The following is a 17,053-nucleotide window of genomic DNA, read 5'->3' as shown; positions in this document are numbered from 1 at the left end:
AATAGTTTTAAGCTGTTTGTGCTTTTAAATTTAGCCAGTCTTCTTGCTTTAACTTGTTCCAAGCAGCAAGGATATGGGCCGGCTTCATTTGCGACTTTCTTGCATTCCAGCTATGTACTGTACTAATAAGTACATCGTCAGTAATGTTATTACCTTCTAATTCATTGGTGGTAACCCAGTGCACAGTTGAAAGTAGCTCCATACCGTTTTGCGACTCAAAGCCTTCTATTAGCCTGGCTACTTTATCAAATCGTTGCTTTGTGTTTGGGCATTCTTGCAAATAGTTAATTGCTTCGATAGCCGCATCATCTTTTAACTCTATAGGCGTATCAGGCTTATTTATACCGTCTGCATAACCAGTAATAAAGTGACCTTCCATTTTATCTAACACATGGCGCAGCACATCAGCATAAGGGCCATAATGATGTTTTTGGAATATCACTTTGTTTAAAGGCTCACCCGCTGCCGTTAAAAAATACACAAGCTTTTGTACTTCTAGTAGCGATAAGCGATAACCAAACCCTGTAGAGGTATAACGTTCTATCAAGCCCAGCACTGCGGCTCTGCCTAGCGTCATTTCAGGCCTTTTAGTTTTATTAGGCATAGCCTGGGCACTTGGTGCATTTTGTGGCGGGTATACACGCCATTCAACATCTGGCAATTCACTTAAAGAGTTGTGTATAAGTGAATCAACAGCATCCCAACCTAAACCTCCTAGACCGCTTCCCAGTGCTGGTAAGGCGACTGACTTAAGCCCTAATCGCTTTACTTCAGCTTTTAGACTATTCAGCCCTTGTTCTATATATTCAAGCTTAGAGCGACCTTTCCAATGTGCTTTAGTAGGAAAGTTAATAATGTAAAATGGTGCATTAATAGATTTAAGCTCAACAGTTAACACTTCACCTGTTACCAGCCTTTTATCATCACAGGCTTTTTTGTATACCTTAAAATTATCAGGAAAGGCCTTTTTAAATTGCAAAGCAAGCCCTTTACCCATTACCCATTACCCCTACAGTATTAACTGTATTGATAATAGCATCAGCTTGATCATGTAATATATTGCCCGTTTGATAAGTAATCATCTTAACCTCAGTAGTACCACTGCGGCCTAACTACGACCTCAGGTTTATGCTGTAAGGTTTGTATATATTTACGCCCCTAAACCTGTCCCCCTACACCTTTAAACTTCTCAACAAAAGCGGCGATTTTCTGAAAAACTGTTTGCTTCTGGGTTCGGTACTGTGGGTTCAATGGGCTAAGTTTGGGCAGTGCCTCATTAAGTGCAGTGCCATTTTCAGAGGCGTACTCACGTTTGAGTGATGAGGCAATATAGCGTTTGGCAGCATCGATATTGAGCTTTTCAGAGGCAATAATGGCATCGGCTTCGCGCTTCTGCTCCGCCTGAGCAAACTTGAAGAAGGCGTCGATAATGCTAGCCTTATCATTGATCTCATCAAGGTTTGTCTGGTTAATAAAATCAACCACCAAGCTTTCTTTCGCTCTATTGCCGAGGCTACCGCGGATCATACGGCGAACTTCTTCTATCAAGCCTTCTTTGCTCTTATTCTTCTTATTGTGGTCAAAAATCAGTTCAAGAATGTAGTCGAGGTTGATTTCTTGAGATTTTAGCAAATCAACTTCAAATACCACATCGTCCCAGTCTACCGTTGACTTATCTTTGTCCTGACCTTCTTTATCACGTCGTAACCAGTCGCGTGTATCGTTGTAAGTAGAACGATAATCTTGAATAGCACGTTCGCTAGGCATATCGATGGTTTGCATTGCCTCGATGTCAGCATCGTCCAGATAGTACTTTGACTTAAACTCTTCAACAGCATGTTCATCACTGGTATCTAAGCTTTGCAGTGCTTTTAATCCAGCAAACTCATCGTAGTTTTGTAAAATATTTTCTGCTTTTAGGTATTCACCAAATAGCTTGGCAAATTCTTTTTTATCTTGTTCTTTTTCAATATTTTCTGGGTTAGGAAAGCGTTCTTGCAGCTCTTTTACGATATCAACAAAACCTCGACGCTCTTGTTTGTTAACAATATCGTAGAAGCCTTCCATGTATTCTTTGTAGCTCTTCTCCAGCACCACGTTTTTGGTGTTTTTGTCACCAAACAAAGTGATGGCATCAATGGTTGCCTGTTCCAAATCACGGAAGGTAACAATATTGCCAAAGGTCTTAGTCGCATCATAAATGCGGTTAGTGCGAGAAAACGCCTGCATCAAACCGTGATAGCGCAAATTTTTATCAACAAACAAGGTGTTGAGCGTAGGCGCATCAAAGCCCGTTAAAAACATACCCACCACGATGAGCAAGTCAATCTCTTGGTTCTTAGCTCGCTGGGCAAGGTCACGGTAGTAGTTCTGAAAGCCATTACTGTCCACGCCATAGTTAGATTTAAACATGGTGTTGTAATCGTTAATCGCGGCGCTCAAAAACTCTTTGGCACTGCTGTTCATGGCATTGACTTCAAAACTCTCATCTAAAATATCACCAATGGCGTCCTGCTCTTCATTGGCCGCAAATGAGAAGATAGTAGCAATACGTAAAGGTTTACTTGTGGGTCCATTCTCAGTCTCAGCCTGCAACCTTTTAAAGGTTTCATAATACGCTTTTGCCGCATCAACACTACTGACCGCAAACATGGCGTTAAACCCTTTTGCACCCGAATAAGCTCGATGAGTTTTTTGGTTAAAATGACTCAGAATATACTGAGAGATTTCACAGATCCGCATCGGATGTAAAAACGCTTGTTTGTTCTCAGCGGCACTGAGTTTTTTATCGTCCTGCTCAGTCTCAATGCTCTTAAATTGCGGGCGAACATCGTTATAGTCCACTTTGAACTTGAGTACTTTTTCATCACGAATAGCATCAGTGATCACATAAGTGTGCAACTGCTGACCAAATACGTCGCCCGTTGTTTCTGCACCCAAGGCGTTTTCTGGGAAAATTGGCGTACCCGTAAAGCCAAACTGGTAGTACTTTTTGAATTTATTCTTCAGGTTTTTCTGCGCCTCACCGAACTGGCTTCGATGACACTCATCAAAAATAAACACCACTTGCTTGTTGTATATCGCTAAATCACTCTCATTCTTTATTAAATTGTTGAGCTTTTGGATTGTGGTAACAACAATTTTGTTATCGTCTTTATCAAGGTTGCTCTTGAGCCCTGCGGTACTGTCTGAACCGTTCACACTATCAGGTGAGAACCGCTGATACTCTTTCATCGTTTGAAAGTCGAGGTCTTTTCTGTCCACCACAAAAAAGACTTTATCAATACAGTCTAAATCGGTAGCCAAACGAGCAGCCTTAAAGCTGGTGAGTGTTTTACCTGATCCGGTGGTGTGCCATATATAACCGCCACTTTCTGGCTTAGCCCAATCTCTGCTGTTAAATGCACTTTTTATTTTCCATAAAATGCGCTCGGTGGCGGCAATCTGGTAGGGGCGCATCACTAGCAAGGTATTGCTGACATCAAATACCGAGTAACGCAAAATCACTTCAAGTAGCGTCTCTTTCTGGAAAAAGGTTGCAGTAAAATCTTTTAAATCCCTAATCAGCGTATTGTCTGACTTCGCCCAGTTCATCGTAAAGTCGAAGCTATTCTTGTCGCGCTTAGTAGTATTGGCAAAATAGCGCGTGTCGGTGCCATTAGAGATCACAAACAGCTGCAAGAACTTGTACAAGGAGTTCTCGGCATTAAAGCTTTCTTTGCTGTACCTATGAATTTGGTTAAATGCCTCTCGAATAGCCACACCACGCTTTTTCAGTTCGATTTGCACCAAAGGCAAACCATTAACCAAAATCGTCACATCATAACGGTTAGCATGGCTTCCCGTTTGTTCAAACTGTTTAATGACCTGTACTTTGTTGCGAGCAATAACTTTCTTGTCGAACAGGTAGATGTTTTCTATATGGCCATCATCAAAAACAAAATCGAAGATATAGTCACTATGCACCTTGCGAGTTTTGTCGAGAATATTGTCGCTGGGTGTATTCAGGTATTGCTCACAAAAGCGAGCCCATTCGGCGTCACGAAACTCGACCTTATTAAGGGCTTGTAGCTGTTTGCGCACATTCGCCAGCATGGCATCTGGCGTGGTTAGCGCGGGTAAATACTCATAGCCCTGGTTGCTTAGGTCCTGAATCAGCTCACGCTCTAAATCACCTTCGCTCTGAAAGTTTTCATTAACTTGCCAGTCTTTAGTGTATTTATCTAAAACAATAAAATTATTGGATTCTGCCACCGTTTTATAAGTCGTCATTCGTTTACATCCTTTTTCTTACTTCCATGCCCAAGTAGCTTTTTAACTTCGCGGTCAAAGTCTGACTCTATTTTTTGTTGTTTGTTAAATTTCTCATAAGCTTCATGGGCTTTTTGCTCAGCCGCTTTGCGGGTTACATTGCCATAGCCTTCTAACACTTGGTACTCATTAAAGGCTAAAAACTTATTCACACTTTCAGCGAAGGCTTCCATGGTAAAAGTATTACGGCGTTCAATAATACCTTCTATGTAATCAAAAAATGCTGACACAGCGCGTTCGAGCTTTTTAATTTCATCTTCTGCCAGATAGTTTTTCGCAACCGTAGTGTCTGATTTGAGTATTCTACCTTCAGGTGCATTTTTATAAGTGCTCATGCCCATTAATGGCTTATTAGCGTCAGCTTTAAGTGCAATAATTTCAGCCGCAGTATGGCCGGTAATCGCAAAGTGAAACTTGTCTTGTACATGAGCATAAAACAGACGCGTAGTTTCTGATTTTGCATCGTAATCAATACTACATTCTGCAAAAATGTCAGTGATTTGCTGATAAATACGTCGCTCACTAGTACGAATAGAGCGAACGCGATCCAGTAACTCTTTAAAATAATCTTTACCAAAGAAACGACCATTTTTAAGTCGCTCATCATCCATGGCAAAGCCTTTGATGATGTAGTCTTTAATCAACTGTGTTGCCCAAATCCTAAACTGGGTGGCTTGCGCTGAATTAACCCGATAACCAACTGAAATCACCGCATCTAGGTTGTAGTATTTCACCGGTTTAGTTTGAGTTTTGTCAGCAATAGCGCCATGTGCAGTGGTATTTTCCAAAATGGAAATAACCAGTTCCTCTTGTAATTCACCACTTTCAAAAATGTTTTTCAAATGCTTAGAAATAGCAGGAACACCCACACCAAATAATTCAGCAATACGCTTTTGGGTCAGCCAAATGGTTTCGCCACTGAGTAATACTTCTACTTTCACATCACCGTTAGGCGCGGTGTAAAGTAAAAATTCAGAGGTTTGATCTTGTATGGTCAAATTCTTATCGGTCATTGTAACTCCTGTTTATTGAAGCCATATGCTCTAAACAAGTGATTTACTAGAGCTTCGAGATTTTCCTTATCTTTTTCTTCGATATCTGTAATTTCTTCCCCTGCATGTGCAGAGTGGCTGGCCAAGTTAAGAATTCTGTTTGAAAATGGATTAGGAGAACCTTCAGCGGTTTTTATCAAAAGGTCTTCCCAGCGCAGATATCCAAGGAAAGTAGCGGTTTTTTCTAAAATATTTCTCATGAATGAAAAGTGATACTTTCTGACTTGTTTATTTTTAATAGCTTCACGAATTTCAGACAATAAGAATAGATGATAAGAAAAGGGGTGATCATTCGAACTGAACAGTTCGAAAGTTTCATCAACATTTTTAACAAGCCGATGCTTTTCTGATTGATCGCGTTTATACAACCACGCAGGAATTTTACCTTCTACTGGGTTTTTAAGGCCGTTATTTAACTCATTGTGTAAAACATTATAAAACAATGGGCTATGTGTCGTGATGACGAATCTGAGACCGCGCCCTTCAAAGTAATAGCTTCTTTTGATTAAATCAGCTAAATCAACGGCCAGTTCAATAAGGTGGGTATCATCCAATGAACTCACTGGATCATCAATAAATACGTATTCTAAAGCATCAAACTTATCAGTAATTCTATTGGTAGCATCTTGTTCATTAAGGGTGGAGATAACTTGTTGTAAGAGGGTGTACATAACACTCCAAACAAAGTTGCTTTCCTCACCTTTTGAAACTTTTATTACTTCGTATTTACCCTGAACTATGTTTTCGACACCATCAGACGCAGCAACAGCAGCCTCGTAGTTAACTGGCTCATTTGCGGCTACTTGAAAAGTGACCTCAGAAAATGAAGGTATCGTTACTTCCTTTTCATCAATTTTAGTTTTGTATTTTTCATTAAATATCGGGGTAGCTTTACTACCCGTATAACGTTGAAAGTTTGTAGCGATGTTACCGTCTTCACCTAAATCTTTTAACAAATCTATCAACCAACCCGTAAAAGTATTTGGTTGTATCTTCAACTTTGGGTTTGAATCTTCTTTTAAATCGTTATCCCAATAAAACAGGTCTTCCGTAAATGCGTTGTAGTACAGGAACTTTTCACGCGATTGTCCAGCGTCTACGACAGTATCATCGTCTTGCTTAGAAGGAGCTATTTCCTCCTTAAAAGCTCGTGACAAACGCGTTTTACCTGTGCCATTAAAGGCATAGATCAACTGTACCTTTTTCTTCTTGCTGATTAAGTCTTTAGCTATGTCCTTTAGTTCCTTAGCCATATTAAGCTGTCACCTCTTCTGATTTAGGGAAGCTCAACAACAGGTCACGATAATACTCGTATTGCTTTTGGCGGAGTTCTATTTCGCGGGGCAGACCTTCTTTAATTGAACAGGTCAAAGTATCAAATTTATCTAAGATAGCCACAATGCATTCCTGTTTTTTAATAGAAGGAACTGGAACCTCTAGCTTAGCCAAATCAGATTTATTCACTGCTGGAACACCACCTTCTTTTTTTAATCCTAATAACAGCTGATTTTTCGACTGAAGAATGTAAAAAAGGTACTTATTGATTAGCGCTTTGTTATCTATAGACCGTATTTTGTAACAAAGAGGACCTAACCAAAATGGCTTATTTTGGTAACCAACAAAGCCAATGCCACCTTGCCCTCTTGATGGGGTCGTTACAGTATCGCCCTCACAATTACTCAGAGCACAATATCCAGACCTAGTTGTACCAGCATTGATGTAATCAAACTCCACCTCTGTATCCAAGATTTCAGATGGCTTCTGACCAGTATTTATCTCTGCGATTTTTCCTAAAGCCTTCCACTCAACTTCACCATCTTCAAAACTCAACAACTGGTCGCGGTAGTAGTTGTATTGTTTTTTCCGCATGTTAAGCTCGGCGGTCAGCTCGGCGGTCAGCTCGGCGGTCATGGCGGTAAATGCGTCCAGAATACGTACAATTTCAGCTTGTATTGCCAGCGATTTTTCTGGGTTATCTGGGCATGGGATTGGAATGAGTATTTTTGCTAGGCTGTCCTTTGACACTCTTCGAACTTTTGCACCAGTTATAAATTTCCGTTTTTGCTCTTGAAAAGAATCGGATGTAAAAAAATGTGCTAAGTATTTAACGTTATTTCTATGCCTGTAAAGCATCATGTCACCTGAAATTGCAAGGTCTTCACCTAACCACGCAAGCGGCTTAACTACATCTTCATCATTCTCGGATGTTGTTGCTAACAAAAGATCATTTTTTTTGGCTTTTTTTAGTTTTTTTGCTAATTCATGATTTACATAAACAAAAGTACTCTTTGCTTCTAGTCCGTACCGTGTATAAATTTGGCCATAATGGATTGCTGGAAAGCCTGTGTCTGTAAAGTCTTTTTTTTGCAATCCATTTCCTCTAATAAACTCACCTATTTCACCCAATGGCTTCCACGCAACCTCATAGCCATCAAGTAACTTATCCATAAAATTCAGTATGCTCATGCTTCAATCTCCGCAACAATGGCATCAATCTCACTGCGAAGCTGGTCGATTTTCGCAACGGTGGTTTTAAGTTCGGCGTTGAGCTGGGTAATATCGATGATTTCGCGTGTGTCTTTGGCTTCTACATAACTGCTTACCGAAAGGTTGTAGCCATTGCCTGCGATAACATCTAAATCTACAGTTTTAGCAAAGTGCTCCACATTCTTTTTGCTGGCAAACACATTCATGATGTCTTCAATGTGCTGATTAGTGATAACGTTGGTATTGGTTTCTTTTTTAAAGTAAGCCTCGCCACTGGCGTCAATGAACTGGGTGGTGGTGTCGGTTTTGTGCTTAGACAGCACCAAAATATTCACGGCAATGGTGGTGCCAAAGAACAGGTTAGGTGCCAGTGAAATCACAGTTTCAACGTAGTTGTTATCAACCAAGTATTGGCGAATTTTTTGCTCAGCACCACCACGGTAAAAAATACCGGGGAAGCAAACAATAGCTGCACGACCTTTGCTTGATAGGTAACTGAGCGCATGCAACACAAAAGCAAAGTCGGCTTTTGATTTAGGCGCTAATACGCCAGCGGGCGCAAAGCGGTCATCGTTAATTAAGGTTGGGTCGTCGCTACCAATCCATTTCACCGAATAAGGCGGGTTAGAGACAATCGCATCAAAGGGCTTGTCATCGAAAAAATGTGGTTCAGTTAAAGTATCACCCAACTGAATATTAAACTTGTCGTAGTTAATGTTGTGCAAAAACATGTTCATACGCGCCAAGTTGTAGGTGGTGTGGTTCAGCTCTTGACCAAAAAAACCATCTTCAATGATATGCGCATCAAAGTGCTTTTTGGCTTGTAAAAGCAACGAGCCCGAACCCGCCGCAGGGTCATAGATTTTATTCACACTGGTTTGGCCGTGCATGGCCAGCTGCGCGATGAGTTTTGAAACATGCTGAGGCGTGAAAAATTCGCCACCGGATTTACCCGCATTGGCAGCATAGTTTGAAATCAGGAACTCGTAAGCATCACCAAACAGGTCGTTTTCGTTGTCTTCAAATTGAGTGATATTTAAGCCAGCCACGCCTTTTAACACAGCTGCTAGGCGTTTGTTTTTTGCTTCTACCGTATTACCTAAGCGATTACTGGTGGTATCAAAATCCGCAAACAAGCCTTTTATGTCTTTTTCTGAATCATAGCCATTGGCTGAGTTTTCGATTGCAGCAAAAATAGCAGCCAAATCCGTATTTAAATTTTCGTTCTTATGCGCATTAGCCGCCACATTGCTAAACAACTGGCTTGGAAGGATAAAATATCCTTTCGTACGGACTGCATCATCTTTTGCAGCTAGAATGTTTTCATCATCATCGTCCATGGCAGCATAATTAACACTTTCATCACCGCCTGTGATGTAACCAACAAAGTTCTCACTGATAAAGCGATAGAACAAAGTACCCAACACGTACTGCTTGAAGTCCCAACCATCTACTGAACCTCGCACATCGTTAGCAATAGCCCATATTTGTCGTTGAAGCTCAGCACGTTGTTGGTTACTTGTCATTTCTTTATTCCCGTAAAGTACGTTATTTAATATTAAGCCGCATATTTTAGTAAGTCAGATAAAGCCAATACGAGCTTTACCTCACTTACTTTTCATCCAAATAATACTACCACAAATTCTATATAATCAATCTGCTGCTTCACTTTATAAATAGTTTTACTGTCTTTACGCTTCCCTTTCACTAATCCTTTCCATTATCCAATCATCTACCTCTGACTCAAGCCAGGCTACAGATTTTGCACCCAACGATACTTGCTTTGGGAATCTGCCATCAGTCATAAGCTCATAAATTGTTGAACGACCAAGTGATGTTTTTTCGATTACTTCTTTTAATTTGATTAAACGCATGGAATTTCTCCGGTTGGTTATTAGTTCATAACCTTTCCGGGGTTAGTATTTTTTTATGCCCTCAAACAAAAAACTTACACATATACATCACTAACTTGCATGAACCACTTAAGAGGAATTTACAATGCAAGGTCAACAGTCGTTATATGAATTTAAACACCCCGTAAATGATGAGCAAATACTTGAAGCTGCTGCATACATAATCGCTAAGAAGCAGTTTAGAGATGGCGTTTTAAATAGCCCTAATGATTGCGAAGAGTACTTAAAACATAAACTCGCAATACATGAACATGAAGTATTTGCCGTCCTGTTTTTAGATAGCCAGAACCGCATACTGGAGTTTAAAGAGCTATTTAGAGGCACTATTAACGCTGCTAGCGTTTATCCTAGAGAAGTTGTTAAAGAGGTGCTGGAGCTTAATGCTGCATCCATTATATTGGCGCATAACCACCCTTCAGGCGTTACTACGCCTTCTCAAGCAGACAAGCTTATTACTACCAAATTACAGCAGGCACTTAACCTAATTGATGTATCAGTGCTTGATCACATCATCATTGGCGAGAACACGTATTCATTCGCTGAGCATGGCTTAATTTAAAAGGAGATAAATATGGCGTTAAAAATAGAACAAATATCAGGCTTTAAAGTGCCTGACTCTTTTATTGGTGTGATTGTAAGTGCTATTGCGAATAGAGGTGATTCTATAGGCGGAGCTAAGGCGGTTACGCTTAACTTTAGAGATCCAGACTACAGTCCTGAAGCTGGAGGCTTTCACCCTGTAGAGGTTAGGTTAGAAAAGCAGGCCACCAGCTGGCAGCTTATTTATATTACTGACTTTTCGTATCAGGGACGTTATACCCCTGAACTGATAAAAGAAATTGATGTGTGCTTTAGCATTAAACAGGTTTATCACTTCTTAGCTGGTTGGTTAAATGCCAGGGAAGGTAAAGAGTTGTTAGCCTTGTTCATTTCAAACTTTGTTGAATACTACAACACTGGTTGTTATCAGGTAACAATTACGACTGAGTAAGGAGTTGGTAATGGCTGAAGTACAAGCGGTTAAAGATCTTGATACAGTAAGACTTGTTAGTTATTTGCTAGAAAAGCGTTGCTCAAGGCAAATGAGCCAAATATGGAACATTGGCTTAAACCTCGCGCTTAGAATATCTGACTTACTTGCGGTGAAGTTCACTGACATAAATAACGATAGGTTAATTATTTATGAGTCAAAGACCTCGAAACTAGCTGAAATAAAGCTAAATGATAAGGCGCTTACCTTAATCAACGAAATTAAGCTTACTCATCCACAGCACATCTACTTATTTCAATCATACCGAAATCAACAAGCGATCAATTCAAAACCTAAACCGCTATCACGTAGAGCGGTTACAAAAGCATTTGCGCTCGTTGGTGAAGAACTAAGTATTCATTTAGGTACTCACTCAATGCGTAAAACACGTGGCTATCACTTGTATCAGAAAACCCACGACATCGCCCGAGTAATGAAAATGCTTCGCCATAGCTCCGAAGCAACAACACTTCGTTACATAGGCATAACACAGGAGGAAATAGACAAAGACTTTGAAGAACTAGAGCTATAACCCTTAACAACGTCATTTTGGCGCTTGTTTTACTTAACTAAAAGGAAGGCATTATGTCTTTAGATAAAGCCGTTTCGTGCGGCTTAGTTGGTAATGAGTTATCCAAACAGATAACTGGCAGTAGTGACTCTAGCGTAAGCAGAACAGCTGTGGCTATAGGTTCCGGTGCAGCTGCTGGAGCCCTTACATCTGGTGCAATAGTAATTGGTGCAGGCGTTACCTCTGCGCCTGTTACAATCCCTTTGGCGGTAGCTGGTGGGATAGTTGCTGGTATTGCTAGTTTATTTGATTAGTTAAATACGAGTGCTCTATATGAGCACTCTCTAAGTTGTTCGATTCTGCTATATAACCTTCTACATTTACTTTACAGAAAGCTTTTTAAGTAAGGTGTCTCGGAGGGCATTCTTGCCTCGTGCAACAAACTCTTGCTGAGACTCTCCATCTTTAGGCACCCCCAATCTATCACTAACTTCATTAATAACTTCTGGACTATTAACCAGTGATACAACTCTTTCAGAAAATTCTTTTGATTCATTACTTTTCGTAAAGTTAGAAACAATAACCTCTTTTTCTATAGCAACAGCAGTATCAGATAATGGCACTAAACTTTTATTTTTTCTTGCCGTAATAAAATGCGTTAAGCTAGTCAATGTTGTTAACTTAGTCATTTCCTTTCCCCCTCGACACTTGCGTCCTCAGCTTGCTCATTTGCTTTCTCTTTTGCCTTTGAGTGCTCATCATAAAAAGCTTTGAAAACTTTACCAGAAGCTTCAACTATTACATCAACAATTTTTCTTTTTGAACTCTCGGGCAAAGCCCCCCAAAATGCAAATAGAGAAGTAAACACATTTCTTAACCAACTTAACATCTTCGATCCTTGGTATAAAGCTAATAACTTATAAGTTGATACTAAAGTCAACTCAGACAATAGGCAACTCTGCCAATTTAAAAACAAGTTCCCATAATGGTATTTTGGGAACTTGCCATCCCATATATACTAAGGGCTTAAGCTTATTTAAGTAGTTCAAGGTCTCAAAAACTCGTTGAGTGGCTTAATGGGAAGTTGATTACCTTCTGCTGCAACCAAAATAATTATCTTTACTACCAAAAGCTTTTGTATCAACTTTTGCAAAATAACTAACTCTAAAGAATAGCTGTTCAAAATCCTCTGCAAAGTTTTCACTGTTCCTATTAAGCCTGTATGTATGATTATCAGGAAATTCTACACACTTACCCGCATCATAGGTTTCAATCCCTATAGACCTGGCCCAAGCTCTTATTATACGAGAAGCCATATTATCACCATTACCTTGATAATTACCTAAACCATAATAAGTGTCTTTATTCAGAAAAATCGCAACATGATAATGAGGCATGCAAGAGCTATCTTGCTCTTTAACCCATATGTATCTCAAACTACTATGGTGAGCATTACCGTTTCTTTTAATTTTATCTTTAATGTCACGCTTTATTTCTAGATCAAGATTCTTAAAAAAGCTCGATATATGCGATGTTTGTAAACTTGCGATTTGATCAATAATCCCAAAGCTAACTGGAAATCTTAAATCGAACCTAATAGCTAAAGTCCTAGGGTGCTCATTCAGACTTTGAGTTAGAACCTGCTCAATAGATATTAAATAATTTTGTATCAAGTCTCCTTTATTCCATACAGGAATATTTTTGTAGAACCCTACTTTGTTTATCACTAAGTTCCTATTAACTGGATGACGTATATTCATTATTTTCCTCTTGATTTTAGTTAGTCACATAAGAGGTGTCTCCTTAGTAATTATTTATCCATTATTGCTTTATAAGTTTGAAAAGGTAGTGCTGTGTATATATTACCTATACAGAAAAACAACCCATCAGGTTTGTGTGGTATGAATCAAAAAACCCTAGGCTGTTGAGTTGAATTTAACAGAAAGAAAAAAGAGAAAAGTAGTACCGATGTGGGATCAATTCATCTGCCTACAAAGCTTAATATTTGCTTTTTCAAAACTAGCATGCGATAGATCATAAAATCAAAACTAAGAAAATAAACACTAAAACATAGGTTAACCCAGTAAAAACGCGCTTATATAAAGTATCTTAGTTACGTTTTTTTTACTATAAATAGTTTTATTTATTATGAATAAATCACTTATAAATTACGCTTTAGTTATGCTATAAATGAACTTCACTTGATAAGGAATTACAAAAATGTCATGGTTAGACACATTCAAAAATGATGAAAGATCACTGTATTGGTTAGTTGAATATATTCATCACACTGAGTTGTTTACGGTAAATCGATTCCCTACAAACATTCAAGAAGCTCGCGAGATTATTCAGTGCTGGGAAAATGAATCCATTAATGGAGTAGGAGTTCGTTTACAGTTTCAATTGAGTCTCTTAATGAAGAGTTACTTTGAAAATATACTCCCTATTGAGAGTTTTGATTGGCTATCGATTAAAAATCCAAAGCAGGTATGCTGGGTGCTTTTTTACATAAACCTTAACCCTATTTCACAGATTCATTTCGCTCCACAAAATAAGTACTATAGAAATTTTGCAAGTAACATTAAGGAGATTTACCCTCTAATCATTAAAATTTTTGATGCCTCACTTTGCAATGAAGGAGTTAAACAAGACTATTTACTGACGATGAAACGAGACTATTCACAGTTTGTAACAGGTAAAAGCCTACTTCCCTGGTTAGATATAAAAGATGAAGAAACATGTAGCTGGATTTGGCGTTATCTAACAGAAAAAATAGATGAGGCGGCAGAGGAAAAAATAGCTTTCCAATTCATTAAACCAATTGATAATGAGACAATTTATTGGTCTGTTATTGCCTTGATAAGTAATTGGAAGCACTTAAAAGGGGGATTTATAGAAGCAATTAAAGTCCCAATATTCGATCATATCATTACAACTAAAAGTTTGGATGTTCAAATCGATTTAAACTATTTTGGTAATGAAACTATAACTAAAAATAGTAATGAAACAGAAAACGCCACCCCCAACACTATGGACCTCTTCAAACCGTCAGACATTGAACTAGTTGAGCTTAATGAATTCAAGTCCATCAATGATGCATATATGCCTTGTATCATTTACACCGATACCTATTACCCATACGAAACTATTGAGCCATCATATATTTTTCGACCCAGACTAAAATATCTCTTTATGGTTAGCCTCAAGCGTAAAGGTGAAGTACATATTCGCAACTGGCCTGAAGTAGACTTTAAATATCAAAAATTTAAAACAACAAGCCCTATAATAGGTTCCAGCAATAAAGTTGGTCGTTTTATTAACAAATATGAGGATAAGCTCCCAACAACAGCTGAACTAAACACATCATTATACAACGCACATAAACAGAAAATGTTTCGTCAAAAAAGTAGTAGCCCGTTAGGCTTAACCAAAGCAAACCAAAAAAAGCTAACCAACTACGCTAAAGATCAAAATACCACTGAAAAAAAAGCCCTCAATGAAATAGTTAAAACAATGCTTGATTAGCTCTTATTACTTTGAATTAGCCTGCTCAATCAGATCACTCCACCAAGCCATTATTGGTCTACGCTGCTCTAGGTAATCAGAGCGGTTATATGCCGCTCGAGTTTCATTTTCATCTGCGTGGGCTAAGCAGGCTTCTACCAAAAGGCTATCGTAACCTTTTTCATGAAGCGCTGTAGAAGCAACAGAGCGCAAGCCATGGGCTACCAACTTATCTTTGTAGCCTAAGCTTCGTTTAATCGCGGCATTGACCGTGTAAGTGCTTGCATGGCCCTTTTCATTACGCTCACTCGGGAATACATATTCATGGTGACCGCTGAGTGGTTTCATTTGTTCAAGTATTGCCAAAGTAGCAGGCGTCAAAGGCACTCTATGGGCTCTTCTTCGCTTCATTTCTTCAGCAGGAATCACCCAAACAGCCTCTTCAATATTAATGTCAGCCCACTTAGTCCCTGCGGCTTCTTTTGAACGGGTCATTGTGTGCAACTGCCACAAAATTAAAAGCTTGGTTTTGTCCTGAATGGTTTGAGAGTTATTCACAGCCGTTAAAAAATCAGGTAACTCTTCAGGCCTTATTGTAGCCATGTGCTCCACTGTATTTTTAGTAAATACTTTTATGATTTTTGCTAGTGGATTGGCATTGATAAAACCATGATTTACCGAGTAATCCATGATTTGATTCAGGCTTTGGCAAATACGCTTGATTGTGGAGTGCTTACCGTCAGTCTCAAGTGGCCTGAGAATTTCAATGGTATCAATCGCTGTAATGCTTTCTAAAGGCGTGTCTTTCAACTTGGGGAAAATATACATCTCAAGTGTTCGCCATTCCCTAGCTGCGTGATGAGCGGTCACAGTAGGCTGTTTTCGTTCAAACCAAAGCTCTGCAGCAGCTAAAAAAGTATTCGCAGCTTTTCGGCTCTCTGTTCGCTTTTTTGCAAGCTCATATGCCTTTGGGTTAATACCTTGCGCTAGTAGTTCTTGATACTCAATAGCTTTAGTACGTGCGTTAGCAAGCGATAGTGCTGGATAAAGCCCAAGGGGTAATTTATTAAATTTATCACTTATTGGATCTTTAAACTTAAATTGCCAAGATTTAGTACCACTAGGTAAAACACGCAGTTGAAGACCGCCACCGTCAGAAAGCGTTTGTTCTTTGCCTGTACTAGTAATTGATTTTATTTTCTTATCCGTTAGACGAACTACAGGCCTAGCCATAATAAGCTCCATAATGATGATTAAGACTAGTATATATAAAACATAATCTCATGGGTACTAACGTGGGTACTAAAAATAGTAGAAGCAACAAGATTAGACTGGACAAATACGGAATAAAAATAGATTAAACACATGTTTTTTATGGAGTTTAAGTAACACTACGGAGCGGCGCGGAAGTTAATACAAGCGCCCAGGGAACCACTGTATTCCTGCTCTACTCATTTGATATGTAAACCTTTTATTTCAACCCATAACACCATGGGGTACTTAATTAAGTGCTATGCGGGGTACTGGGTGAATAACTTCGATTTATCACCTCACTAATGATCCGTAGTTTACTACATAATCCCTTTAAACTTCTCGTTTAAATGAAACCAGTAGTATATCTCAGCTACATAAGTACAATTTATGTTTATGGACAAAAATACACCAATGGTTTATATCTTCTACAAATAAAGAAGTAAAAGCTCCACCTTCTAAAGAAGATGGCTTTGAATTAGCCGCTAAAAGGGGGCATTGTTTACGCCAGTGTTAACTGAGCTTGTTCTTGCCAGACTGAAAGCCTATGAGAAAATAAAGCTATCACCTTGTAAGATGGCTCTAAAGCATTTAAACGCTTTATAGCGCAAGCTCGTCATTATTGAGTTTGTATTGAACACCAAATCTATCGTAAATGTATTTGTGCGTATATCTTCACTTATCAACCTCCCACCTTATTCGCCAGAGTTAAATCCATTCGCCAGAGTTAAATCCAATAGAGCAAGTATGGAGTTGGATACGGCAACACTGTCTGTCTAATCGCGTGTTTAGTGGTTACGAAGAAATAGTCGAACAGGTGTCGCAAGCGTGGAATAAATTCATCTCAGTGCCTGATACGGTTAAAAGCATATGCTCTAGAGACTGGATAAAATTGACTTAATCTTTATGCAGATTGGTATGACAGCTGAAAACTACACTATAGGATGACCTGCTACATTCGAGTTTCGAGTTTCGAGTTTCGAGTTTCGAGTTT

16 protein-coding genes and 1 pseudogene are annotated in these 17,053 nt (G+C 39.1%); 6 read left to right on the top strand and 11 right to left on the bottom strand.

From position 1 onward, the window contains the following. Positions 1-7: 7 nt before the first annotated feature. The 7 genes from darG to CWB85_RS18640 form a co-directional block, all read right to left on the bottom strand. Positions 8-997, bottom strand: a complete 990-nt coding sequence (gene darG, locus CWB85_RS18670) for a type II toxin-antitoxin system antitoxin DNA ADP-ribosyl glycohydrolase DarG (protein ID WP_249314921.1) — start codon at positions 995-997, stop codon at positions 8-10. Between the two features lie 161 nt (positions 998-1,158). Then, on the bottom strand, positions 1,159-4,272 hold the full coding sequence (locus CWB85_RS18665) for an HsdR family type I site-specific deoxyribonuclease (protein WP_138555687.1): 3,114 nt from the start codon (positions 4,270-4,272) through the stop codon (positions 1,159-1,161). Further along, positions 4,269-5,324: a virulence RhuM family protein gene (locus CWB85_RS18660; RefSeq protein WP_138555686.1), complete on the bottom strand. Its 1,056-nt coding sequence runs from the start codon at positions 5,322-5,324 to the stop codon at positions 4,269-4,271. Before CWB85_RS18660 ends, CWB85_RS18665 begins: the two co-directional genes overlap by 4 nt. Continuing rightward, positions 5,321-6,616 (bottom strand): AAA family ATPase, encoded by a 1,296-nt coding sequence (locus CWB85_RS18655; RefSeq protein WP_138555685.1) that lies wholly within the window; start codon positions 6,614-6,616, stop codon positions 5,321-5,323. Before CWB85_RS18655 ends, CWB85_RS18660 begins: the two co-directional genes overlap by 4 nt. Position 6,617: 1 nt before the next feature. Further along, positions 6,618-7,811: a restriction endonuclease subunit S gene (locus CWB85_RS18650; RefSeq protein ID WP_212748242.1), complete on the bottom strand. Its 1,194-nt coding sequence runs from the start codon at positions 7,809-7,811 to the stop codon at positions 6,618-6,620. Positions 7,812-7,825: 14 nt separating this feature from the next. Then, on the bottom strand, positions 7,826-9,376 hold the full coding sequence (locus CWB85_RS18645; protein WP_138555683.1) for a type I restriction-modification system subunit M: 1,551 nt from the start codon (positions 9,374-9,376) through the stop codon (positions 7,826-7,828). A gap of 165 nt (positions 9,377-9,541) precedes the next feature. Continuing rightward, the gene (locus CWB85_RS18640) at positions 9,542-9,724 is read right to left on the bottom strand and encodes an AlpA family transcriptional regulator (RefSeq protein WP_138555682.1); all 183 of its coding nucleotides are present in this window, start codon (positions 9,722-9,724) and stop codon (positions 9,542-9,544) included. A 124-nt stretch (positions 9,725-9,848) separates the two neighbouring features. Here CWB85_RS18640 and radC point away from each other — a divergent pair, with 124 nt between their 5' ends. The 4 genes from radC to CWB85_RS18620 are packed head-to-tail and all read left to right on the top strand — an operon-like array spanning position 9,849 to position 11,618. Beyond that, entirely contained in the window at positions 9,849-10,322 is a 474-nt protein-coding gene (gene radC / locus CWB85_RS18635; RefSeq protein WP_138555681.1) for a RadC family protein, read from the top strand. Positions 10,323-10,334: 12 nt separating this feature from the next. Further along, positions 10,335-10,754 carry a DUF2787 domain-containing protein gene (locus tag CWB85_RS18630; protein WP_138555680.1) on the top strand — a complete coding sequence of 140 codons (420 nt, stop codon included), beginning with the start codon at positions 10,335-10,337 and terminating at the stop codon, positions 10,752-10,754. Between the two features lie 10 nt (positions 10,755-10,764). Beyond that, complete coding sequence (locus CWB85_RS18625) at positions 10,765-11,325, top strand: tyrosine-type recombinase/integrase (RefSeq protein WP_138555679.1); 561 nt, start codon at positions 10,765-10,767, stop codon at positions 11,323-11,325. 53 nt (positions 11,326-11,378) lie between these two features. Next, a complete protein-coding gene (locus CWB85_RS18620; RefSeq protein ID WP_138555678.1) occupies positions 11,379-11,618 on the top strand; it encodes a hypothetical protein in 240 nt (79 codons plus the stop codon). 66 nt (positions 11,619-11,684) lie between these two features. Here CWB85_RS18620 and CWB85_RS18615 read toward each other — a convergent pair whose 3' ends face one another. From CWB85_RS18615 to CWB85_RS18605, 3 genes are all read right to left on the bottom strand, one after another. After that, entirely contained in the window at positions 11,685-11,993 is a 309-nt protein-coding gene (locus CWB85_RS18615; protein ID WP_138555677.1) for a hypothetical protein, read from the bottom strand. Then, complete coding sequence (locus CWB85_RS18610) at positions 11,990-12,193, bottom strand: hypothetical protein (protein WP_138555676.1); 204 nt, start codon at positions 12,191-12,193, stop codon at positions 11,990-11,992. Before CWB85_RS18610 ends, CWB85_RS18615 begins: the two co-directional genes overlap by 4 nt. A 199-nt stretch (positions 12,194-12,392) precedes the next feature. Beyond that, positions 12,393-13,064: an inovirus Gp2 family protein gene (locus CWB85_RS18605; protein WP_138555675.1), complete on the bottom strand. Its 672-nt coding sequence runs from the start codon at positions 13,062-13,064 to the stop codon at positions 12,393-12,395. A gap of 460 nt (positions 13,065-13,524) precedes the next feature. On the opposite strand from CWB85_RS18605, the gene CWB85_RS18600 reads away from it, so the two are divergent. Beyond that, positions 13,525-14,829, top strand: a complete 1,305-nt coding sequence (locus tag CWB85_RS18600; protein ID WP_138555674.1) for a hypothetical protein — start codon at positions 13,525-13,527, stop codon at positions 14,827-14,829. Between the two features lie 6 nt (positions 14,830-14,835). Here the strand turns inward: CWB85_RS18600 and CWB85_RS18595 are convergent, their stop codons facing one another. Continuing rightward, a complete protein-coding gene (locus tag CWB85_RS18595; RefSeq protein WP_138555673.1) occupies positions 14,836-16,041 on the bottom strand; it encodes a tyrosine-type recombinase/integrase in 1,206 nt (401 codons plus the stop codon). Between the two features lie 733 nt (positions 16,042-16,774). Between CWB85_RS18595 and CWB85_RS18590 the strand changes: the two are divergent. Then, positions 16,775-16,960, top strand: a pseudogene (locus CWB85_RS18590) (transposase); the annotation flags it as partial. Positions 16,961-17,053: the final 93 nt, after the last annotated feature.

Origin of the sequence: Pseudoalteromonas sp. S1727, assembly GCF_005886375.1 — a bacterium.
Taxonomy (GTDB): Bacteria; Pseudomonadota; Gammaproteobacteria; order Enterobacterales; family Alteromonadaceae; genus Pseudoalteromonas; species Pseudoalteromonas haloplanktis.
This window is presented reverse-complemented; position numbering and strand designations above follow the sequence as displayed.

What these genes read in the sequence shown, in the direction of transcription:
- darG (WP_249314921.1), bottom strand. Translation starts at nt 997, where the DNA reads ATGGGTAAAGGGCTTGCTTTGCAATTTAAAAAGGCCTTTCCTGATAAT.
- CWB85_RS18665 (WP_138555687.1), bottom strand. Translation starts at nt 4,272, where the DNA reads ATGACGACTTATAAAACGGTGGCAGAATCCAATAATTTTATTGTTTTA.
- CWB85_RS18660 (WP_138555686.1), bottom strand. Translation starts at nt 5,324, where the DNA reads ATGACCGATAAGAATTTGACCATACAAGATCAAACCTCTGAATTTTTA.
- CWB85_RS18655 (WP_138555685.1), bottom strand. Translation starts at nt 6,616, where the DNA reads ATGGCTAAGGAACTAAAGGACATAGCTAAAGACTTAATCAGCAAGAAG.
- CWB85_RS18650 (WP_212748242.1), bottom strand. Translation starts at nt 7,811, where the DNA reads ATGGATAAGTTACTTGATGGCTATGAGGTTGCGTGGAAGCCATTGGGT.
- CWB85_RS18645 (WP_138555683.1), bottom strand. Translation starts at nt 9,376, where the DNA reads ATGACAAGTAACCAACAACGTGCTGAGCTTCAACGACAAATATGGGCT.
- CWB85_RS18640 (WP_138555682.1), bottom strand. Translation starts at nt 9,724, where the DNA reads ATGCGTTTAATCAAATTAAAAGAAGTAATCGAAAAAACATCACTTGGT.
- radC (WP_138555681.1), top strand. Translation starts at nt 9,849, where the DNA reads ATGCAAGGTCAACAGTCGTTATATGAATTTAAACACCCCGTAAATGAT.
- CWB85_RS18630 (WP_138555680.1), top strand. Translation starts at nt 10,335, where the DNA reads ATGGCGTTAAAAATAGAACAAATATCAGGCTTTAAAGTGCCTGACTCT.
- CWB85_RS18625 (WP_138555679.1), top strand. Translation starts at nt 10,765, where the DNA reads ATGGCTGAAGTACAAGCGGTTAAAGATCTTGATACAGTAAGACTTGTT.
- CWB85_RS18620 (WP_138555678.1), top strand. Translation starts at nt 11,379, where the DNA reads ATGTCTTTAGATAAAGCCGTTTCGTGCGGCTTAGTTGGTAATGAGTTA.
- CWB85_RS18615 (WP_138555677.1), bottom strand. Translation starts at nt 11,993, where the DNA reads ATGACTAAGTTAACAACATTGACTAGCTTAACGCATTTTATTACGGCA.
- CWB85_RS18610 (WP_138555676.1), bottom strand. Translation starts at nt 12,193, where the DNA reads ATGTTAAGTTGGTTAAGAAATGTGTTTACTTCTCTATTTGCATTTTGG.
- CWB85_RS18605 (WP_138555675.1), bottom strand. Translation starts at nt 13,064, where the DNA reads ATGAATATACGTCATCCAGTTAATAGGAACTTAGTGATAAACAAAGTA.
- CWB85_RS18600 (WP_138555674.1), top strand. Translation starts at nt 13,525, where the DNA reads ATGTCATGGTTAGACACATTCAAAAATGATGAAAGATCACTGTATTGG.
- CWB85_RS18595 (WP_138555673.1), bottom strand. Translation starts at nt 16,041, where the DNA reads ATGGCTAGGCCTGTAGTTCGTCTAACGGATAAGAAAATAAAATCAATT.